Source organism: Thiofilum flexile DSM 14609 (genome assembly GCF_000380185.1).
GTDB classification, from domain to species: Bacteria; Pseudomonadota; Gammaproteobacteria; order Thiotrichales; family Thiotrichaceae; genus Thiofilum; species Thiofilum flexile.
Genome location: NZ_KB904816.1, coordinates 26920 through 48167 on the forward strand (window position 1 = coordinate 26920; position 21248 = coordinate 48167).

Here is a 21248-nt window from a genome sequence, read left to right on the forward strand (position 1 = left end):
TTGATAATTGTCATTGCATTATTCCTGTAGACGGGAGGGTGTCTCCTACGGATGATATATAGCTGTGATACTTAGCTACTGCTCTTATTTTTTTGAATCTATCTTATCCCCCTGCCATCGACTGATAGGCAGTAATAACGCAAGGAGATGTTATGAAGCGGAGAACATTTTTAGGTAATACGCTAGCGCTTGCTACTACAGGTGCGGCATTGAGTACCGGCTTACTAGCACCCCAATGGGCAGCAGCGGCAGGTGAGGCCAGCGCAGCCAGCGAGGCGAGTCCTAGTCCTTTTAATCTCAAGGCTTTAGATGAAGTATTAAAGTCACTCAATGCCACCGATGCTAAAACCTCGGATGCGATTAAAATTAAAGCGCCTGAAATTGCCGAAAATGGTGCAGTAGTGCCGGTATCGATTTCCACGACACTAGCAGGTGTAAGTACCATTAGCCTAGTTGTGAGTAATAATCCTAACCCATTAGCGGCAACCTTTACGCTATTAGAAGGTACCAGCCCGGATGTCACGACTCGTATTAAAATGGCGAAAACGGCTGAAGTGATAGCCATCGTGCAAGCAGCGGATGGGGTGCATATCGCCAAACAAAATATCAAAGTAACATTAGGCGGCTGCGGCGGTTAAGGACTAGAGGAGTATTCAAATGCCAAGTATTAAATTAAGAGCAAAAGCCCTAGAGGGTGGACTGATAGAGGTGAAAGCACTGATGACTCACCCGATGGAAACCGGCCTGCGGAAGGATTCAGCCGGTGAATTAGTGCCTGCCCATTTTATTAGTGAAGTCATTGTGACCGCCAATGATAAAGAAGTCATGAAAGCTAATTGGGGCGGCTCTATTTCCAAAAACCCCTATATGGCGTTTACCTATAAAGGCGCGGTGGGCGATAAACTCAAGCTCACTTGGAAAGATACTAAGGGTGGCACTGATTCAGGCGAATTGGTCGTCGCGTAATAGATCGGCGTCCCAACCGCTAGGAGAATTGAATGAGTAGATTGACTATTGCCGGTTTAGTAACTAGTGCTTTGCTAGCCGGTGTTGCCTTTGCCGCCGAAGAGCCGAATGCCGATGCTTACCGCGAAATGACCTATGGCGACCGCGATGCGAATCCTGCCTTATTAGTGATTGATCGGGGCGAGGAGTTATTTAAAGAAAAGCGCGGCCCTAAAAATGTCTCATTAGAGCAATGTGATTTTGGTTTAGGTGCCGGTGTATTGAAGGGGGCATATGCACAATTGCCGCGTTACTTCAAAGATACGGATCGAGTCCAAGATGCCGAATCCCGTCTGCTGACCTGTATGACGGAGCTACAAGGTTTTACGGTGGAAGAACTAACCAAACAAACCTTTGCCAATGATAAGCGCAATGAAGACAACACCGACTTAGAAGCACTCACGGTATATATTGCTGCACAATCGGATGGGATGAAAATTAATGCACCCGCCGAGCATCCTAAAGAGCAAGAAGCAATTAAAGTAGGCGAAGGTATCTTTTGGCGACGTCAAGGCCCCTTAGATTTTGCCTGTGCGACCTGTCATGCGGATGATAAAAAACGTATCCGTTTACAAAACTTAGGTAATTTCTCTAAGGCTGGGGTAGATGTACAAAAAACTATGAGTGCGTGGCCTACCTATCGTGTGTCGCATGCTGCCGTTCGCACAATGCAGCATCGGATGTGGGATTGTATGTGGCAAATGCGCCTACCCGATGCGCAATATGGCTCACCTATGACCGTAGCACTCATTGCCTATCTCAATGCTCAAGGCAAAGATGGCACCTATGCACTCCCTGGCATGTCACGCTAACGCAAGGATTACGCTATGAAAATCAAACTAATCACCGTAGCCCTACTCACCGCCTTAGGGACAACCGTTACCGTTGCAGCCGATAATGATATTGCAGCACTGGTAGAACAATATATTGCTAGCGGCTTTAAACAAGGCGAAAAGCAGCACACCGAGCGCATTGTCCAAGACGAAACGCAAAAGCAGTGTACGACCTACCGCAATAAAATTCCTAGTGAAATGCAAAAGGCCTTTATGGAGCGCGAAAGAGCCACGATTAAATACCCCGAAAGCGGTAAATTAAGTGGTAATTGGGAGCAAGGACAAAAGACCTTTACCGATGGTTTTGCATGGCGCGTAGGGACTATTATGCCAGATAAGCCCGATGCAGTACGGGGCGGTAACTGCTATGCCTGTCATGCAGCCGATCCTAAGGAAGTGGCGGCGGGCAATATCGGCAGTACCTTAACAGGCTATGGCAAATTACGCGGGAATACCCCCGAAACCATTAAGTATACCTACGAGAAAATTTATAACTCCAATACCTATATGCCGTGTTCTAGCATGCCGCGTTTAGGTCATAATGGTGTGTTAACCCCAGAACAAATTGCGGATATTGTGGCCTTTTTGGTTGATCCTGAGTCACCCGTTAATAAATAGAGAGTATCCATTATGGGCATGAATCGTCGGGAGTTTTTGCAGTTATTAGCTGCAGCGAGTGTAGCAGGTTTTGGTATGAACTCGCGTTGGGCCTTGGCTAATCAACCGAGTAATCCGTATGAATTACCCGCCTTTGGTCAGGTTTCCCTCTTGCATTACACCGACTGTCATGCCCAACTCCTCCCTATTTATTACCGCGAGCCGAGTATTAATCTAGGGATCGGTGCTATGCAGGGGCAGCCACCGCATTTAGTCGGGGAGCATTTTTTAAAGCATTATGGCATAGCCCCGAATACTCTGGAGGCGCATGCTTTTACCTATTTAGATTTTGCTGAGGCCGCCAAGCAATACGGTAAAGTGGGTGGTTTTGCCCATTTAAAAACCCTAGTCGATCAGCTTCGTGCTCAACGTCCGGGGGCTTTGCTATTGGATGGCGGCGATACCTGGCAAGGTTCGTGGACGGCGCTTAAAACCAAGGCTCAGGATATGGTGGATGCTCAATTATTATTAGGTGTGGATGTGATGACACCCCACTGGGAAATGACCTATGGGGCTGAGCGGGTCACAGAGGTCATTGAAAAAGACTTTGCGGGCAAGATTGATTTTGTGGCGCAAAACGTCATGAGCACTGATTTTGACGAGCCGGTATTTACGCCCTATGTGATTAAAGAAATCAATAAAATACCCGTGGCGATTATTGGTCAAGCCTTCCCCTATACACCCGTGGCAAATCCTAAACATTTCATTCCTGATTGGAGTTTTGGGATTCGGGATGAGCGTATGCAGGAGATGGTAGATGAGGCACGGAGCAAGGGTGCTCAAGTCGTGATTGTGCTGTCGCATAATGGTATGGATGTTGACCTTAAAATGGCAAGTAAGGTGACAGGCATTGATGCGATTATGGGTGGGCATACTCATGACGGTATTGTGCAGCCGGTCGTGGTGGAGAATGCGGGGGGCAAAACCTTAGTCACCAATGCGGGGTCTAATGGTAAGTTTTTAGGGGTACTCGATTTAGAGGTGAAAGAGGGTAAGGTTGCCGATTATCGCTATAAACTATTGCCGGTGTTTGCGAATTTACTTACCCCTAACCCTGAGATGGTCAAGCTCATCGAAAAAGTAAGAGCACCCTTTCAGAAAGAACTAGCTGAGGAGTTAGCCGTTTGTGATGAGGTCCTATACCGACGCGGTAACTTTAATGGCACGTTTGATCAATTGATTTGTAATGCCTTAATGGAAGGCTTAGATACACCGATTGCCTTCTCGCCCGGTTTCCGCTGGGGGACGAGCTTATTACCCGGACAGCCGATTACCTTTGAACAAGTGGCTAATCAAACCGCGATTACCTATGGCACCGTGACCCGTAATGAAATGACGGGGGCGATGATTAAGACCATTTTGGAAGATGTCGCAGATAATCTGTTTAATCCCGACCCCTATTATCAACAAGGGGGCGATATGGTACGGGTAGGGGGCTTGCAGTTTAGCTTTGACCCGACTGCGAAGATGGGTGAGCGTGTGTCTGATTTGGAGCTTGCTGGTAAAGCCTTAGATATGACAAAAACCTATCCGGTTGCAGGTTGGGCGAGTGTGCAGGAGTCAGTGCCGGAGAATAAGCTCATTTGGGAGGTAGTGGCGGACTATTTGCGTGATAAAAAGACGCTGAGCAAGCTGGAGCTTAATACGCCGCATTTGAAGAATGTGTCAACTAATCCGGGTATGGTAGGGTCGTAGTCGGTCAGCTTAAGCCGATGAACCTGCTGTACAAGTGTTAGAGTACTTGCTTTAATTTATTATAATAAATAGTATAGATATCTGATTTTATCTTAACTGTGCTGAGGTAGAGGCTATGACACCGTTTCAATGGGATGATCCTTTTCGTTTTGATCAGCAATTAAGCGATGAAGAGCGTCAGATTCGTGACGCGGTACGCACCTATTGCCAAGACAAACTCCAAACACGAATACTCAGCGCCACCCGTGAAGAGCGCTTTGACCGCGACATTATGAATGAAATGGGTGAGTTAGGCATGCTGGGCTGTACGGTTGCCGAGCAATATGGCGGCGCAGGTTTAAGTCATGTGGCCTATGGTTTAATTGCACGCGAAGTGGAGCGGGTAGATTCTGGTTATCGCTCGGCTATGAGTGTGCAATCGTCACTGGTGATGTATCCGATTGAAACCTATGGTTCCGAAACCCAAAAGCAAAAATACTTACCTCGCTTAGCTACAGGTGAAATAGTCGGTTGTTTTGGTTTGACTGAGCCGAATCATGGTTCTGATCCGGGGTCTATGGTGACCTATGCGCGTAAGGTCGATGGCGGCTATATCCTCAATGGGCAGAAAATGTGGATTACCAATAGCCCGATTGCCGATATGGCAGTGGTGTGGGCAAAATCCGATGCACACGAGGGAAAAATCAAAGGCTTTATTATTGAGCGGGATATGAAAGGATTTAGTACCCCTAAAATCCACGGCAAAATGTCGCTACGTGCCTCGATCACGGGTGAGATAGTCTTAGATGATGTGTTTGTACCGGATGATAATTTATTACCGAAAGCAAGCGGTTTAGCAGGGCCTTTTGGTTGCTTAAATAAAGCCCGTTTTGGTATTGCTTGGGGGGTATTGGGGGCGGCTGAGTTTTGTTGGCATGCAGCACGTCAATATACGCTCGATCGTCAGCAATTTGGACGTCCACTCGCGGCGACTCAATTGGTGCAAACTAAGCTAGCTAATATGCAAACCGAAATTACCTTAGGGTTACAGGCGGTCTTACAAGTAGGGCGCTTGATGGATACAGGGGATTGGGCACCTGAAATGATTTCCCTGATTAAGCGCAATAACTGTGGTAAGTCGCTCGACATTGCACGGGTTGCACGGGATATGCATGGGGGCAATGGTATTTCCGATGAATATGGCGTGATCCGGCATATGGTGAATCTTGAAACGGTGAATACTTACGAAGGTACCTATGATATTCATGGCCTGATTTTAGGGCGGGCGCAGACAGGGATTCAGGCGTTTTTCTAGTATTGTTTGTGCTCTAGTGAGTCATCAAGTAGGCCAGTCGAGTGATGTTTTCCAGAGACGCTGTGAATACATCCTTGTACGCTTCAAGGCGGCATCCCTGCCGCCAAGACTCTTCCAAACATCACTCAACTGGCCTACTGAGGCAACTATTGTCTATTCTTGTAGCTCAATTAGGGGAGTATTACCATGCCCGCTCAACCACTCAAAGGTATTCGTGTTTTAGACCTGTCACGCGTGTTGGCGGGGCCGTGGTGTAGTCAGCAATTAGCCGATTTAGGAGCCGAGGTGCTTAAAATTGAGCGCCCGCATGAAGGAGACGATACGCGCCGGTGGGGGCCTCCTTGGTTAGGTGATACGCAAGAAGCGGCTTATTATTTAAGTACCAATCGGGGCAAACAATCCGTGACCATTGATATGGCAACCCCTGAGGGACAACAGTTGCTGCATGAGCTAGTGAAACACTGTGATGTGGTACTAGAAAATTTTAAGGTGGGCGGGTTAAAGAAATATCACCTCGATTATGACAGCCTCAAAGCAATTAAACCCGATTTAATCTATTGCTCCATTACGGGATTTGGGCAAGATGGCCCCTATGCAGAACGAGCGGGCTATGATTTTATGATTCAGGGTATGGGGGGCCTCATGAGCCTCACAGGTAAACCTGATGCGGAGGGAGGCGAGCCGGTCAAAGTAGGGGTGGCTTTTGTGGATATCTTTACTGGACTTTATGCAGCAAATGCCATTATGGCGGCCTTATGGCAGCGTGAACGCACCAAACAAGGTGTTTATATTGATTTAGCTCTCTTGGACGTTCAAGTAGGGGTGTTGGCGAACCAGGCCTTAAACTATCTCACCTCAGGCCATGCACCTCAACGCTTAGGTAATGCTCATCCGAATATTGTCCCCTACCAAGCCTTTGCTACCCAAGACGGGCATATTATTTTAGCAGTAGGCAACGACACGCAGTTTAAGCGTTTTTGTGAGGTTGCAGGCCAGCCTGCCATAGGTCAGGATGCCCGCTTTAGTAGTAATGCCTTACGGGTGGAAAATCGCCAGGTATTAGTGCCTATGATTCAGCAACTCATGACACAAAAGACCACCGCTCAATGGTTGCAAGCGTTGGAAACAGTCGGTGTCCCCTGTGGGCCGATTAATACCCTAGATCAAGTGTTTGCCGATCCTCAAGTGCAGCATCGTGGGGTGGAGCTGCATTATGCCCATCCCTTAGTGGATGAGGTGAAATTGGTGAGTAATCCCATTCGTTTTGATGGCGAAGCATTAAATGCACCTGTTCCTCCTCCCTTATTAGGTGAACATACGAGCGAGGTATTAAAGCGTTTATTACAGCTTGATGCAGCAGAGTTAGCGGCATTACGGGCTAAGAAAGTGATCTAGCTGGACGAAACATCATTCTGTTGTAGCGGGTTTAACGAGGTTAGCCATAAACGGTAGTAGTGGCAAAGCATCCTTATTATAAATATTCGCCAAGGGGTTATCGCGCCAAGCATAACGTACCTGCTGGGGATTAGGTACTTTATCGGTTTGCAAGACGATGGTATTACCTTCTATAACAGCGCTTGCAACAAAAAATTGCCCATCTGCACCGGCTAGTTCAAAGGCAGTGATAGCGCCTTTGGCGTATAGGCCGGCGGCATACTCAAAATGAAGTCGTATCCGTTGTCCCTTCTCTGTTGGTTCTGCTTCAAAGGTAGTATAAACTGGCTCTAAATAGGCCACCGACTCACCATACACTTGACTCAACGCTAAATTAGCTAGCCGTGTCCCTACGGTGCGTTTGTCCTTAGGATGTATATTATCCGCCTCCCCTACATCAATCGCACTTACCATACCCGTATTAGCGACCGTTGTTTTTACCCCTGTTTGAACCGCGCGAATTTCTGCCCATTTTTGGCGCGTTGCCTCGGCAGAGACCGATCCAAAATTAGCGAGTTGTACTAAGAAGAAGGGAAATGTCTGCTGCCATGCCATACGCCATTGTTGGATCATGAGTGGGAAAATGACCTTGAAGCGAGCAGCATCGGGAGTATCCGCCTCGCCTTGATACCAGATCACGCCTTGAATAGGGTATGGGGTGAGGGGGGCGATCATGGCATTATACAATACCGCTGGCGTATTGCGGTTGCCTAGGCCATATAAAGGGGTGGGTTGGCTGGCAAAATCGGCCTTCACGGCATCAGCCTGATAGGTAATGTGGTACTTCCAATCCCCTGCTAGACTAATACGCTGTTGTCCTTGTTGTAATACTATCGCCTGTGCCCGACTGGTAAAGCCTCCATCGCCGTACTGGTCAAATACGCGCACCGCTAAAGTATTAGATCCTGCGCGTAATTGCCCAGCGGGAATGGTATAGCGCCGCTCTTGCAACCAATGGTGTGGCTGTTTAGCGGTGGTGGTTCCGACCTGAACTCCATTTACATAGGCCACATCAAAATCATCCACCATCCCAAGCATTAGAGTAGCCTCCTGCCCCTGCCAGCTTTCAGGCAAGATCACTTCCCGCCGAAACCAAACAGCACCATCCCCCTTAAAACCCATTTGGCTAAAGGTTTGTGGTAGTGTCACGTTCTGCCAGCTAGCCGTGTCAAAATCAGCGCGGGCAAAACCTAGTGCTAGTCCCTCGTCACCTGGGTCGGGTAGGTAGTTGTTCGCCTCCCACTGGCGTAAGGGAGCGGAGCGTTGCTGCTGTTCGGCGGCTGATAAGTTTAGTTGCTGACGTGTATCCTCTAGTAGTGGCTGTAGCTCAGGCGAGTGCTGTAGGGCATCCATTCCCGTCCATGCGGCTACTTGAGTACTGCCCCAGCTAGCTTGAATAATACCGATGGGGCGTTGTAACTTTTCTTGGAGTTGATGGGCAAAATGATAGGCAACCCCTGACATATTACCGGCGGTTTGTGGTGTTAGTACCTCCCAATAACCAGAAACCTCTGTCTGTGGGGTTAGCGCCGTTTGTTGGGGCACCCTAAAAACACGGATACTAGGATGATTGGCACGAGCAATGGTCTGTTCGGCATTAGCGGACTGGCTAAGCGGCCATTCCATATTAGATTGTCCTGCGGCGAGCCAGACTGCACCGATAGCAACATCACGAATAGTATGACTACTCAGTATACCCGCAGGGGTTTTACCCTGAATCTGTAGCTCATAAGTGCCGGTAGGAATCTGCGGTAAATAAAGTGACCATTGTCCGTTAGTATCGGCAATAGTGGTAGCACTACGACCCGCTAAATGGGCGCTGACCTGCTCGTTGGGCGTGGCTCGACCCCATAAATGCCCTTGGGTATGTTGTTGTAATACCATATGGTCACTGATGAGAGCTGGCAGTTGTATGGCTGCTGATACATGACCTACCCCAAAAAAGGCTAGTACCCAGACATAACGCAAGCCCTGCCTAAGCGTTGTGTAGCGATACTCGTTGCCATCGGGGATACGAGAATTTTTGCGAGATAGGTAATCAGTAAGGGTCATGCTCATGGTCGGTATCTCAGTCTTATTATGGTGCAATATGAGATGAATTATATCGGATTTTCAAGAGAATGATTTGTGTACTCTCAAGCAAATAAATTCACCCGTACTATTGCTTCCTCTACTAACAATGGTAGAGTTTTTAGTCTGAATTAAAATTAGCCGATACAGGCATCAGTGTTCTTTGTGAAAAATAGTGGAATATCAATCAGTTGAAAAATAATTCTTTATTATCATTAGCCTTAGTATTAAGTGCTAGTGTTCTTATGGCGGCGTGTTCAGAAAAGGCAACTTCTTCTACTGAAACTAAAGCAGCAGCAACAACAATGAGTGGGACTATGAGTGGATTAACTAAAAATGATGTGAAGGTTGGTACTGGCGCGGAAGCCGTTAGCGGTAAAGAGGTAGCGGTACATTATACCGGCTGGCTGTACGACGAAAAAGCAGCCGATAAAAAAGGGACTAAGTTCGATAGTTCTCGCGATCGGGGACAGCCCTTTGATTTTCCTTTAGGTGGCGGGCGCGTCATTAAAGGCTGGGATGAAGGTGTGGTGGGCATGAAAGTCGGTGGTCAACGTACCTTGATTATTAGCCCAGAATATGGCTATGGCGCTAGAGGTGCCGGAAATGTGATTCCGCCGAATGCGACCTTATTATTTGATGTTGAGCTATTAGACGTTAAATAAGTATGCTAGGGGTAGCTCCTATAAGGGAATACCCCTTTATTAGCTAAAAAATAAGAGACTTGTATTTTTCGCAGTTATTTTTTATTGAAATAGGTGTGTCATGTCCACCGTATTTTTGGCAATTATGCCGATTTTTATTTTTCTGTTATTAGGTTATGTAGCACTTAAAACGGATTTTATTGTAGCAAGTACTTGGATTCAGATTGAAAAAGCTACCTATTTTGCCTTATTCCCTTGTTTGCTCATTAATCAATTAGCCAATGCACAAATCGACTGGTCTAGCGCGAGTTATTTAATACTATTTGCTGTGTTGATTCCTATTCTTGGCTCCGTACTAGCCTTTGCAGCACAGTATTTTTTAAAGCATGATGGGGCGAGCTTTACCTCAGACTATCAAGGTTCGATACGGTTTAATACCTATATTGGCTTAGCTTTAATATTTGCTTTATTACCGCGTGAGGCTACCCCCTTAGCGGCGATTGTGATTGCCATTATGATTCCGTGGATTAATGTATTGTGTATTTTGGTATTTGCCCGTTATGCCAAGGGTGTACCGAATACTAAAGCGATTTTACAGCAAATGGCGCGTAATCCTTTAATTTTAGGCAGCTTAATAGGGCTAATACTGAATTTGAGTGAGTGGCATTTACCGAGTGTCGTCAATGAAGTATTCAAACGCTTAGGGGATATGACGTTACCTTTGGGGCTATTAACCGTAGGTGCTGGGTTAAAATGGCGTTCCTTTCAGGCGTATACTAAAAGTTTGGTGAGTAGCAGTGTGATTAAATTGCTGATTTTACCCCTCTTGATCTTGGGCATAGGCTTAGCCTTGGAGTTGAATGCTTTGACCCTAGCGGTGGTGGTGATTTTAGCCGCGTTGCCGACAGCCTCTAGTGCTTATATTTTAGCGCGGCAACTAGGGGGGAATGCCGATTTAATGGCGGCGATTATTACTGTACAAACCCTAGTTGCCTTACTCTCATTGCCACTAGTGTTGTGGTGCTTGAGTCGTGTTGGCGGATAATGCTTTACGTCGTTGAGAGTGTAATAAGGCTAAGCCTGCGATAGTGACGAGTAGACCTCCTAGTAGCACACGCTGGGAGGGGACTTCATGCCAAATCATAAAGCTTAATAACGCGCCCCAAATCAATTGGCTATATTGCATACTGCTGACCATAATGGGCGAGCCACGATGAAAAGCGCTAATCACGAGCGCACTAGCGAGGGCATAACATACACCACCGCCCATACTAATCCCGATATCGGTTAAGGGCATGGCTTTAAAGCTCCATAACATTGCAATGCCTGTGCTGAGTGTCACTAAACTTAAACCATAAAAAGCAAAAGCTTGTGGGGTTTCCTGTGCGCGATAATGCCCCACCAGTAAAAAGCTAATGGATTCAATAATGGCACATAGTAATGCAGCCACGAGCGCCCAATGAAAATGCCCAAAGCGCGGCGATAACATCAGATATACCCCACTGAACCCGATGAAAGTGACCACCAAAGCCAGCGGATTTAAGGGTTCATGCTTGAATAACAAGGCAAATACGGCAGTGAATACCGGCATAGTCAAAATTAGCGTATAGGCTTCTGCTAAAGGCACTTGCCCATAGCTATAAAAGGCCAGTAAATCAGCGACTAGAATCAGGGTAGCTCGGATTAAATGGATTTTAATCTGTTTGGTTTTCAGTAGTTCAACACGTGGATAAATCCACACGAATAGCCCCACCATTCCAAAAAAACAGTTAAAAAAAGTGACTTGCATAAGGGAGTAGGATTGCAACAGCCATTTAATACTTAAATCCATTAAAGTAAAACTAAAAAACCCTGCTAAGGCCAAGAGGATTGCTTGCATAACACGATCTCAAGGTGGTGAATCAATAGCCTTAGTGTGCGGGAACGGTTAAAATAAATAAAACGTAACTTTTTTAAATGAAAAGACAAATTTTTTGATTTTTTTATGACTATCCCTTCTCATCTCCTCGCTCATTTGCCCTATTTTGCGGCGGTATCTCGTTTCAATAGCTTTACCCTAGCGGCGGAGTATTTGCACGTCTCACCCTCTGCGATTAGTTATCAGATTCGCCAACTCGAAGATAAATTGGAGGTAAGTTTGGTCTTGCGTCAGTCGGGGAGTAAGTTGAATTTAACCACGGCGGGTAAGGCGTTGGCGCAGGCTTATCAACAGTTTGAGCAAGGATTAGAGCAAGTTTTAGTGCAATTACAACCCAGTCATTTAAGCGGTAGGGTGCAAATGACTGCGCCGGTTGATTTTGCCAGTCGAGTATTGCCCTATGTATTGGCGGAGTTAAAAAGCATTGCCCCGAATTTAGTGGTGGAGTTAGAGGCGAGTGATGCGCTGCGTGATTTGATTCAAGACGGATTTGATCTGGCGATTCGTTCCGAGCCTAATGATGAGCGCTTACGGCATAAGGTATTGTTGCAAGTACGTAAATCCGTGGTAGCCAGCCCTGCGTATATCCAACATTATGGTGTGCCTAAGTTATTGTCTGAGTTAGATAGGCATACTTTATTGGTGCGTGGGCTAGGGCAATATACGAGCTGGAAACAGTTATTAGCGCTACAAAACCTAGAGTGGAGTGAGGGATTTAATACCCTAATTTTAGGTAATTCATTTGCACTTGAGGAAGGAGCCAAAGCAGGTTTAGGGCTGGCCTTATTAGCGGATTTTGTGGTGGCGGATGCCTTAGAGCGTGGGGAATTGGTGCAGATTATGCCGCATTTGACTCAATCACTGAGCACCACATTTTATGTGAGTTTTGCCCCCACCCCACAAGCGCGGGTCTATGTGGAGGTACTACAGCAGGCCTTAAAGCAGGTGTTGGAAAAGCGCTTTATGGGGGCGTTGCTGAGGTAGTCATTACGCCAGCATTTGGCATAGCTTTAGATTAAAAAGTGTTTGCTGATTTTTTCAAACTATAGTGACATCGGAGTACACCATTATGCACAAGGTAAATATCAAGAATCTACTAGGAACCAAGTTTCCTATTATTCAAGCGCCTATGGCAGGTGTTCAAGATAGTACATTGACTATTGCGGTGAGTGAGGCGGGTGGATTAGGTTCCTTGCCCTGTGCGATGCTGAGCATAGAAAAAATAGTTAGTGAAATCCAAGAGATTAAGGCAGCAACGGATAAACCCTATAATCTAAATTTTTTCTGCCATAAAGCGGCTGCTTATGATGCAGAGAAGCAGTTAAATTGGCAAAAAATATTAAAGCCCTATTTTAAGGAGCTGGGAATTGAGTTTGACCCTTTGGCACGAGGGGCTAATAGAGTACCGTTTAATCATGATATAGCCGATGCTATTGAACCATTTAAACCCGCATTGATTAGTTTCCATTTTGGGCTACCGGATAAAACTTTAATACAGCGTATTAAAAGCTGGGGGACTAAAATTATTTCATCCGCTACGACGGTTGAAGAGGCTATTTGGTTAGAATCAAAGGGTGCCGATGGAATTATTGCTCAAGGTTTAGAGGCGGGTGGGCATAGAGGTATGTTTTTATCGAATGATATTAGTACTCAAATGGGTTTATTTGCCCTGTTGCCTCAAATCATTCAGCGCGTCAATATTCCTGTTATTGCCGCAGGTGGTATTAGTGATAAGCAAGGAGTGCAAGCTGCTTTACTTCTGGGGGCTAATGCAGTACAGATAGGAACGGCTTATTTATTATGTTTAGAAGCACAAACCTCTGCATTACATCGCGCCGCGATAAGTAGTGCTCAATCTGCTCATACGGCATTGACTACGCTATTTTCGGGTAAACCCGCGCGAGGTATTGTCAATCGAGTGATGCGCGAATTAGGTTATATCAATCCACTGGCACCCGACTTTCCCTATGCAGCTATTGAAATGACGCAGTTACGCAATCATGCGGAGAAATTAGGAGTCAATGATTTTTCACCATTATGGTGTGGTCAAAATACTTTAGATTGCCAAACCATATCCGCTAGAGAATTGACGCTACAATTAGCTGGAATAAATGAAAAAATTTAAAAAGGAATAGTATGCTCAGGCTTCAAAATAAAATAGCCCTAATAACAGGTGCAGCACAAGGTATTGGGCAAGCCATTGCTGAGTTATTTGCTCAAGAGGGTGCAACCGTTATTGTGACAGATATTAATGATACTCTCGGTCAGGCTGTGGCTAATCAGATTGGTAGGAGCGCTGACTATTATCATCTAGATGTATCTCAAGAATCAGAATGGCAAAACCTAACGCAATACCTTAAAGCACACTATGAAAAAATAGATATAGTGGTGAATAATGCAGGGATTACTGGTTTTATGCATACGAAAGGTGCACATGATCCCGAATATTTAGATTTAGCAAGCTGGCATACGGTGCATCATATTAATTTAGATGGTGTGGCATTAGGCTGTAAATACGGTATTCAATTACTCAAAACCTCCTCGGCGGGTAGTATTGTGAATCTCTCCTCCCGTTCTGGCATGGTCGGTATTCCTGCGGCTGCGGCTTATGCCTCTAGTAAAGCGGCGGTGCGCAATCATACTAAATCGGTGGCGTTATATTGTGCGGAACAGGGCTATCCGATTCGGTGTAATTCGATTCATCCGGGGGCGATTTTAACCCCGATGTGGGAGGCCATGTTAGGTGAGGGCGAGGCGCGAGAGGCTGCCATAAAAGCCATTGCTGCGGATATACCACTAGGCAACATGGGTACACCCGAAGATGTGGCCTATGCAGCTTTATATCTGGCCTCGGATGAGTCTAAGTATGTGACGGGTATTGAGCTGACCATTGATGGTGGTATTCTCGCTGGTAGTGCAGCAGCACCTACGAAGAAAACCTAAGGCTCAAGGAGGAAACGATGCCTATTGAAACGCGCTTGATTGAATATAGCCATAAAGACACGGTGTTAGAGGGTTTACTGGCGTGGGATACGCAATATCAAACACCCTTGCCTGCAGTGCTAGTGGCTCCTGCTTGGAGTGGGCGTAATGCGATGAGTGATAATGTAGCTCGCCGTTTGGCAGGGCTGGGGTATGCGGCCTTTGCGCTGGATATGTATGGCAAAGGTGTAGTCGGAACAAATCGGGAGGAGTGTGCTGCACTCAGTCATGAGCAAAGTCGTGATCGACACCATTTGCAGGCGCGGATGCAGGCCGCTTTGGATACACTACGAGCGCAAGACCCTGTGGATGCGGGACGTGTCGCTGCGGTGGGGTATTGCTTTGGTGGTTTATGTGTACTGGATTTAGCTCGAAGTGGGGCAGATGTGAAGGGAGTGGTGAGTTTTCACGGCCTGCTATATCCGACACCGCACCCGAATGCCCCTATTACCGCCTCCATACTAGCTTTACACGGCTATGATGATCCACTGGCGACTCCAGAGCAGTTGCATGCGTTCCAGCAGGAAATGACGGCGGCTAAGGCAGACTGGCAAGTGGTAGCGTTGGGTAACACCATGCATGCCTTTACCAATCCACAGGCCAATGATCCAGCATTCGGGACAGTCTATAATCGCCGTGCGGATGAGCGTTCGTGGCGGATTGCTACGGGGTTTTTGGCGGAGGTATTAGGGGATGCTGGAGCTTAGCTGGCAAACTATTGCTATTAAATGAGGTATTGTTGCAAAGATTGTTGCAGCGTTGCAACAATCTTTGCAACAATAACGAATTCAAATGCTAGCTTACCTTTACATTTTGTCATAATCAGCAGCAGGTATATCTGCCACTTTATCTAAGACCTGTAACGCATGCTCTCTTGAGCCACGTAAGGCACGCTCTTGTAAATAAGCCTCGGTACGTAAAGCAGCAATTTTTTCAGCAATAGCATTAATAATAAACTGATTAATAGAGGCTTCGCCCTTGAGCTGCATAATTTCGTCTTTGTAATAATCAGGTATTCTGAGCGCAAAGTTCATTTCTGTTCCCCTTTGTGTAACTGCCAAAAGTCCTTAGGAGCAATGGGCTGGATATTAAAGTTATCTCTTACTTGTCTAAAATCTCGTAAATTATGAGTAATAATATAGTCAGCTCCCGCATTAAAAGCTGTTTCCAATATCATGTCATCTTTTGGATCAGGCAGAAAAGGACGCCATAAATAGTAAATTTTTTGATGCCAAGAAATATGGCATATATCGTCTATAAAGCCTTCAATATCAAGCTGGCTGAGTTGAGGATAACGAGCCATTTGTTCGGGACGTGTCAAAACATCTTGATACTCAATAACCAACGGTGTCGATACAACGCTGAGCATCTGCTCTTGTTGAAATAACCATTTGATGAGTGCATAAGAAGCTCCCTTTTTAGAGTACAAAGCGGAGGATAGGACATTAGTATCAATCACGAGTTTCATGCATGATATTTTAGGTGATATCATGGTTTTTGAAAAGCTTAATAAGTTCCCAGCCAGATTTGTAAAATAGGCTAGGGTATCTGGTCTATGACACAGGTAGCTTCAACTCACCTAAAAGCGCTTTGAGTCAGCTAGGATTTGTGCTTGGTTCTAACGTCAAACTATGCCAAAAAGTGTCTATCTTACCGCATTAGTTACACCTTAATTGAGGTTAATCTGGTATACTAAGCGGCTTCTCTTAACAGCGATTAGAAAGATAATATGGCCGATTTTGCCAAGGAAGTCCTTCCCATTAATCTCGAAGATGAGATGCGTCAATCGTATCTTGATTATGCCATGAGCGTCATTGTAGGCCGTGCTTTGCCGGATGTGCGCGATGGTCTTAAACCCGTTCACCGCCGTGTGCTGTATGCCATGAGTGAGCTGGGTAATGATTGGAATAAACCCTATAAAAAATCCGCTCGTGTCGTCGGGGATGTGATCGGTAAATACCACCCCCACGGTGATACGGCCGTCTATGACACCATCGTGCGCATGGCACAGCCTTTTTCATTGCGCTATATGCTCGCCGATGGTCAAGGTAACTTTGGTTCGGTCGATGGCGATGCACCCGCTGCCATGCGTTATACCGAAGTGCGTATGTCTAAAATTGCCCACGAACTACTGGCTGATTTAGACAAAGAAACAGTGGATTTTGTCCCTAACTATGACGGTGCCGAATCCGAGCCTGTCGTATTTCCTACTCGTGTTCCTAATCTATTAGTCAATGGCTCCTCCGGTATTGCGGTGGGGATGGCGACTAATATTCCTCCGCATAATATTAATGAAGTGATTAATGCCTGTTTAGCGCTGGCGAATAATCCTGAATTAGATATTAGTGAACTCATGGAATACTTGCCGGGGCCTGATTTCCCCACGGCAGGGATTATCAATGGCGCACGTGGTATTCATGAAGCTTATCATACGGGGCGGGGACGGATTTATGTTCGTGCGCGTACTGAAATAGAAGTACATGAAAAAACCGGACGCGAGACTATTATTGTCCATGAATTACCCTATCAGGTGAATAAAGCGCGGTTACTGGAAAAAATCGCCGAATTAGTCAAAGATAAAAAAATCGAAGGTATTTCAGAACTACGCGATGAGTCTGATAAAGACGGTATGCGCATGGTCATTGAAATCAAGCGCGGCGAATCAGGCGAAGTGGTTTTAAATAACCTCTATAAGCAAACCCAAATGCAAAGTGTCTTTGGGATTAATATGGTGGCCTTAGTTAATGGGCAGCCTAAACTACTGAATCTTAAACAAATTATTGAATCCTTTTTACGCCATCGCCGTGAGGTGGTGACGCGTCGCACGATTTATAATTTACGCAAAGCCCGCGAACGTGCGCATATTTTAGAAGGTTTAGCGATAGCCATCGCGAATATTGATGAGATTATTACCCTCATTAAAACGTCGGCGAATCCAGCAGAAGCAAAAGTCGCTTTAATGCAAAAAGGTTGGCAGCTCGGTGTCGTGCAAACCATGCTAGAAAAAGCCGCTGGAGTAGTTAAATCCGATACAATTAGTGCTGAATTAGGACTAAGAGAGGGTTTATATTGGCTGTCTGATATTCAAACTCAAGCGATATTAGAATTACGCTTACATCGTTTAACTGGGTTAGAGCAAGATAAAATCCTAGCGGAATATCAAGAACTCATTTATAAAATTAATGATTTTCTAGAAATACTCAGTAATCCAGATCGTTTATTACAAGTAATTCGAGAAGAGTTACTCGAAATTCAAACTAACTATGGCGATAAACGTCGTACTGAAATTCAGACCGTAGCTGAGGATTTAAGTCTTGAAGACTTAATCGCTGAGGAAGATGTGGTCGTGACGCTATCCCATGAGGGCTATGCTAAAGCGCAGCCGCTGGATACCTATCGCGCCCAGCGCCGTGGTGGACGTGGTAAAACCGCGACCACTATGAAGGAAGAGGATTTCATTGAGAAGCTGTTTGTAGCGAGTACGCATGACACGATTTTATGCTTCTCTAGTCGTGGTCGCATGTATTGGCTCAAGGTATATCAATTACCCATAGGTAGTCGTACTTCACGCGGTAAGCCGATGGTGAATCTATTGCCTTTGGAAGAGGGAGAACGCATTCAAGCGGTACTGCCGATTCGCCACTATGCCGATGATGCCTATATCTTTATGGCAACCACGAATGGTACGGTCAAGAAAACTGCCTTAAAAGCCTTCTCTAATCCGCGCACGGCGGGCATTATTGCCTTAGATTTACGTGAGGGTAATCAGCTAGTCGATGTGGCGCTGACTAATGGTAATAATGAGGTCATGTTATTTACCAATGAAGGTAAAGCGATTCGCTTCCACGAGGATGATGTACGCGCGGTAGGGCGCCAAGCGGCAGGGGTGCGCGGTATTCGCCTAGAAGGGGATAATGCGGTGAATGCGCTGATTATCTTAGGTGAGGGGGATATTCTGACCGCGACCGAAAATGGTTATGGTAAGCGTACTCGAGTGGATGAGTTTACCCCTCATTCCCGTGGTGGGCAGGGTATGATTGCGATTCAAACCTCCGAGCGTAATGGTCGCGCAATTGGAGCCGTGCAGGTGCAGGCGGATAGCGATATTATGCTGATTAGTGATGGGGGCACCTTGGTACGTACTCCGGTGAGTGGTGTTGCTTTGGTCGGGCGTAATACCCAAGGTGTGACCTTAATTCGTATGGGGGATGCTGAAAAATTAGTACAATTAGTGCCCATTATCAGCGATGATGACGAAAACCTACAAAATCTACCAGAGGGGGAAGGGGATGATAGCCGTCCTAGCGCTTTAGCCCAAACAGATGAACTGGATAATGATGAAAATAATACCATTGAGGATCAAGCAACATGACCGAAATTTATAATTTTGCTCCAGGCCCTGCGGTGATGCCGCGTGAGGTATTAGAACAAGCCCAAGCAGAAATGCTGGATTGGCGCGGTTCTGGTACTTCAGTGATGGAAATGAGTCACCGTGAAGCGAATTTCATGTCCATAGCCCATCAAGCCGAAGCCGATTTGCGTGAGCTGTTGACTATTCCCAATAACTACAAAGTATTGTTCTTGCAAGGGGGGGCGCATATGCAGTTTGCGATGATCCCGCTTAATCTCTTGCGTGGCAAGGACAGTATGGATTATTTGGATACCGGAGATTGGTCAGCTAAAGCGCTCGAAGAGGCTAAACGTTTTGGTAAGGTCAATGTGGTAGCCTCCACTAAAGACACGGCTTACACCACGATTCCAGAGCAGAGTACATGGAAATGCAGTCCGAATGCGGCCTTTTTGCATTACACCAGTAATGAAACCATTCGGGGCGTACAGTTCAAGTCTATTCCTGAGTTAGGCGATGTACCGTTAGTGGCAGATATGTCATCTGATATTTTATCTAAGCCCATTGATGTGAGTCGTTTTGGCTTGATCTATGCGGGGGCGCAGAAAAATATAGGTCCTGCGGGCATTACGGTGGTGATTGTACGTGAGGATTTAATTGGAAAGGCCGTCGCGAATACGCCCTCTATGCTGGACTATAAAGTCTATGCTGAGAGCGAGTCGATGTATAATACGCCGCCCACTTATGCGTGGTATCTAGCGGGTTTAGTCTTTAAGTGGTTAAAGCGCAAAGGCGGCCTAGCAGCGATGGCTGAGTTTAATGAGCTAAAAGCCAAAGTATTATATGACGCGATTGATGCCTCCAGCTTTTATCATTGTCCGGTGGATAAGCGTTATCGTTCGACCATGAATGTACCTTTTACCTTAGCGAATTCAGAATTAGATAAGGTATTTCTAGCCGAATCGGCTAAAGCAGGTTTAATGTCCCTGAAAGGGCATCGTGTGGTCGGGGGTATGCGGGCGAGTATTTATAATGCTATGTCGATTGAAGGCGTTAGTGCTCTAGCGCAATTTATGCGTGAGTTTGAACGTCAACATGGCTAACATGGCCTGAGACAAAGTAAGCGGGTCTTTCTGCCGCAGTCGCTGTGAATACATCCTTGTACGCTACAAGGCGGCATCCCTGCCGCCAAGACTGCTCTAGAAAGACCCGCTTACTTTTCAGAATACCTAAGCATTAAAGCCAACTAAGATGAGTTGAGGATTAGAGGAGTGAGCCAAGCGGTGAGTGCCGATTTATTAAGTTTGCGTGAGCGTATTGATGCCCTTGATACGCAATTGCTGGAATTATTGAATGAGCGGGCGCGTTGTGCTGAGGCCGTTGCCCACGCCAAACTAGCGACCGATCCGGATGCCGTGTTTTATCGCCCTGAGCGCGAGGCACAGATTTTACGGCGTATGGTGTCACTCAATACCGGCCCCTTGCGTCATGAGCAAATTACTCATTTATACCGAGAAATTATTTCAGCCTGCCTCTCCCTAGAAGAGTCCATGACTATTGCCTATCTAGGGCCTGAGGGGACATTTACGCAAGAGGCCACCCGCAAGCATTTTGGCAATACCATAGGCTTATTATCTTGTGATTCGATTGCCCAAGTATTCCGTGAGGTAGAGACCTATCGAGTACGCTATGGTGTAGTACCGATTGAAAACTCTACCGAAGGCATTGTGTCGCATACCCTTGATGTATTGGTCAATTCACCGCTGAAGATTTGTGGCGAAGTGGTGTTACGCATTCATCAAAACTTATTGTGTAAAGACGCAACGAACTGGCAGCAAGTCACAAAGGTCTATTCGCATGCCCAGTCCTTAGCGCAATGCCGGTATTGGTTAGATAAAAATCTGCCTCATGCTGAACGTATTGCCTGCAGTAGTAATGCTGAAGCGGCTCGCAAAGCCGCCTTAGAACCTCATGTCGCTGCTATTGGTAGTATACAAGCTGCGCCTCTTTATGGTTTAGACGTAGTACAAGCCTCGATTGAGGACAATACCAATAATACCACGCGCTTTTTAGTGGTCGGGCATCAAGAGGTAGGGCCGAGTGGTCAGGATAAAACCTCGCTCTTACTCTCCATGCCAAATCGTCCGGGATCACTGTATAACTTACTCAAGCCTTTTGCCGAGTTTGGTATTGATATGACCCGCATTGAGTCCCGCCCCGCACGGAGTAATAATTGGGAATATTTATTCTTCGTTGATATTCGTGGGCATGTGAAAGATACAGCGGTGCAACAAGCCTTACAAACCTTACAAAATCAAGTAGACCTAGTGCGTGTACTAGGCTCATACCCTGTCGCGGTAATGTAAAC

The 21248-nt window shown here is 46.2% G+C and carries 20 protein-coding genes; 16 read left to right on the forward strand and 4 right to left on the reverse strand.

The genetic code is table 11. The annotated features are described in order from the left end of the window. The first annotated feature begins 152 nt into the window (after positions 1–152). From soxY to A3IK_RS0116890, 7 genes are all read left to right on the forward strand, one after another. On the forward strand, positions 153–638 hold the full coding sequence (gene soxY / locus A3IK_RS0116860; protein ID WP_020561146.1) for a thiosulfate oxidation carrier protein SoxY: 486 nt from the start codon (positions 153–155) through the stop codon (positions 636–638). Between the two features lie 19 nt (positions 639–657). Then, entirely contained in the window at positions 658–966 is a 309-nt protein-coding gene (gene soxZ, locus A3IK_RS0116865; protein WP_020561147.1) for a thiosulfate oxidation carrier complex protein SoxZ, read from the forward strand. A gap of 32 nt (positions 967–998) precedes the next feature. Then, the gene (gene soxA, locus A3IK_RS0116870) at positions 999–1817 is read left to right on the forward strand and encodes a sulfur oxidation c-type cytochrome SoxA (protein ID WP_020561148.1); all 819 of its coding nucleotides are present in this window, start codon (positions 999–1001) and stop codon (positions 1815–1817) included. 15 nt (positions 1818–1832) lie between these two features. Further along, on the forward strand, positions 1833–2456 hold the full coding sequence (gene soxX / locus A3IK_RS0116875) for a sulfur oxidation c-type cytochrome SoxX (protein ID WP_020561149.1): 624 nt from the start codon (positions 1833–1835) through the stop codon (positions 2454–2456). A gap of 12 nt (positions 2457–2468) precedes the next feature. Beyond that, positions 2469–4190: a thiosulfohydrolase SoxB gene (gene soxB / locus A3IK_RS0116880; protein ID WP_020561150.1), complete on the forward strand. Its 1722-nt coding sequence runs from the start codon at positions 2469–2471 to the stop codon at positions 4188–4190. 115 nt (positions 4191–4305) lie between these two features. Continuing rightward, positions 4306–5484, forward strand: coding sequence for an acyl-CoA dehydrogenase (locus tag A3IK_RS0116885; protein WP_020561151.1), 1179 nt, complete (start codon positions 4306–4308; stop codon positions 5482–5484). 186 nt (positions 5485–5670) lie between these two features. Continuing rightward, a complete protein-coding gene (locus tag A3IK_RS0116890) occupies positions 5671–6879 on the forward strand; it encodes a CaiB/BaiF CoA transferase family protein (RefSeq protein ID WP_020561152.1) in 1209 nt (402 codons plus the stop codon). A gap of 12 nt (positions 6880–6891) precedes the next feature. On the opposite strand, the gene A3IK_RS0116895 is transcribed toward A3IK_RS0116890, so the two are convergent. Next, entirely contained in the window at positions 6892–8976 is a 2085-nt protein-coding gene (locus A3IK_RS0116895; RefSeq protein WP_020561153.1) for a sialate O-acetylesterase, read from the reverse strand. A gap of 203 nt (positions 8977–9179) precedes the next feature. Between A3IK_RS0116895 and A3IK_RS0116900 the strand changes: the two genes are divergently transcribed. After that, positions 9180–9653 carry an FKBP-type peptidyl-prolyl cis-trans isomerase gene (locus A3IK_RS0116900; RefSeq protein ID WP_245539501.1) on the forward strand — a complete coding sequence of 158 codons (474 nt, stop codon included), beginning with the start codon at positions 9180–9182 and terminating at the stop codon, positions 9651–9653. A 100-nt stretch (positions 9654–9753) separates the two neighbouring features. After that, a complete protein-coding gene (locus A3IK_RS0116905) occupies positions 9754–10677 on the forward strand; it encodes an AEC family transporter (RefSeq protein WP_020561155.1) in 924 nt (307 codons plus the stop codon). Here the strand turns inward: A3IK_RS0116905 and A3IK_RS0116910 are convergent. Beyond that, positions 10642–11511, reverse strand: a complete 870-nt coding sequence (locus A3IK_RS0116910; RefSeq protein ID WP_020561156.1) for a DMT family transporter — start codon at positions 11509–11511, stop codon at positions 10642–10644. The genes A3IK_RS0116905 and A3IK_RS0116910 overlap by 36 nt on opposite strands. Positions 11512–11616: 105 nt before the next feature. Between A3IK_RS0116910 and A3IK_RS0116915 the strand changes: the two genes are divergently transcribed. The 4 genes from A3IK_RS0116915 to A3IK_RS0116930 all read left to right on the forward strand — a co-directional run bounded on the left by A3IK_RS0116915 (position 11617) and on the right by A3IK_RS0116930 (position 15239). Continuing rightward, the gene (locus A3IK_RS0116915; protein ID WP_020561157.1) at positions 11617–12534 is read left to right on the forward strand and encodes a LysR family transcriptional regulator; all 918 of its coding nucleotides are present in this window, start codon (positions 11617–11619) and stop codon (positions 12532–12534) included. Between the two features lie 85 nt (positions 12535–12619). Then, positions 12620–13675 (forward strand): NAD(P)H-dependent flavin oxidoreductase, encoded by a 1056-nt coding sequence (locus A3IK_RS0116920; protein ID WP_020561158.1) that lies wholly within the window; start codon positions 12620–12622, stop codon positions 13673–13675. Between the two features lie 11 nt (positions 13676–13686). Then, positions 13687–14493, forward strand: a complete 807-nt coding sequence (locus tag A3IK_RS0116925) for an SDR family oxidoreductase (RefSeq protein ID WP_020561159.1) — start codon at positions 13687–13689, stop codon at positions 14491–14493. Between the two features lie 17 nt (positions 14494–14510). After that, complete coding sequence (locus A3IK_RS0116930) at positions 14511–15239, forward strand: dienelactone hydrolase family protein (RefSeq protein WP_020561160.1); 729 nt, start codon at positions 14511–14513, stop codon at positions 15237–15239. Positions 15240–15338: 99 nt separating this feature from the next. Here the strand turns inward: A3IK_RS0116930 and A3IK_RS0116935 are convergent, their stop codons facing one another. After that, entirely contained in the window at positions 15339–15566 is a 228-nt protein-coding gene (locus A3IK_RS0116935; protein WP_020561161.1) for a hypothetical protein, read from the reverse strand. Then, complete coding sequence (locus A3IK_RS0116940) at positions 15563–16000, reverse strand: putative toxin-antitoxin system toxin component, PIN family (protein ID WP_020561162.1); 438 nt, start codon at positions 15998–16000, stop codon at positions 15563–15565. Before A3IK_RS0116940 ends, A3IK_RS0116935 begins: the two co-directional genes overlap by 4 nt. A 261-nt stretch (positions 16001–16261) precedes the next feature. On the opposite strand from A3IK_RS0116940, the gene gyrA reads away from it, so the two are divergent. From gyrA to pheA, 3 genes are all read left to right on the forward strand, one after another. After that, on the forward strand, positions 16262–18904 hold the full coding sequence (gene gyrA / locus A3IK_RS0116945) for a DNA gyrase subunit A (RefSeq protein WP_020561163.1): 2643 nt from the start codon (positions 16262–16264) through the stop codon (positions 18902–18904). Then, positions 18901–19983 carry a 3-phosphoserine/phosphohydroxythreonine transaminase gene (serC, locus tag A3IK_RS0116950; RefSeq protein WP_020561164.1) on the forward strand — a complete coding sequence of 361 codons (1083 nt, stop codon included), beginning with the start codon at positions 18901–18903 and terminating at the stop codon, positions 19981–19983. Before gyrA ends, serC begins: the two co-directional genes overlap by 4 nt. 168 nt (positions 19984–20151) lie before the next feature. Continuing rightward, positions 20152–21246: a prephenate dehydratase gene (gene pheA / locus A3IK_RS0116955; RefSeq protein WP_020561165.1), complete on the forward strand. Its 1095-nt coding sequence runs from the start codon at positions 20152–20154 to the stop codon at positions 21244–21246. The last annotated feature ends 2 nt before the right edge of the window (positions 21247–21248 follow it).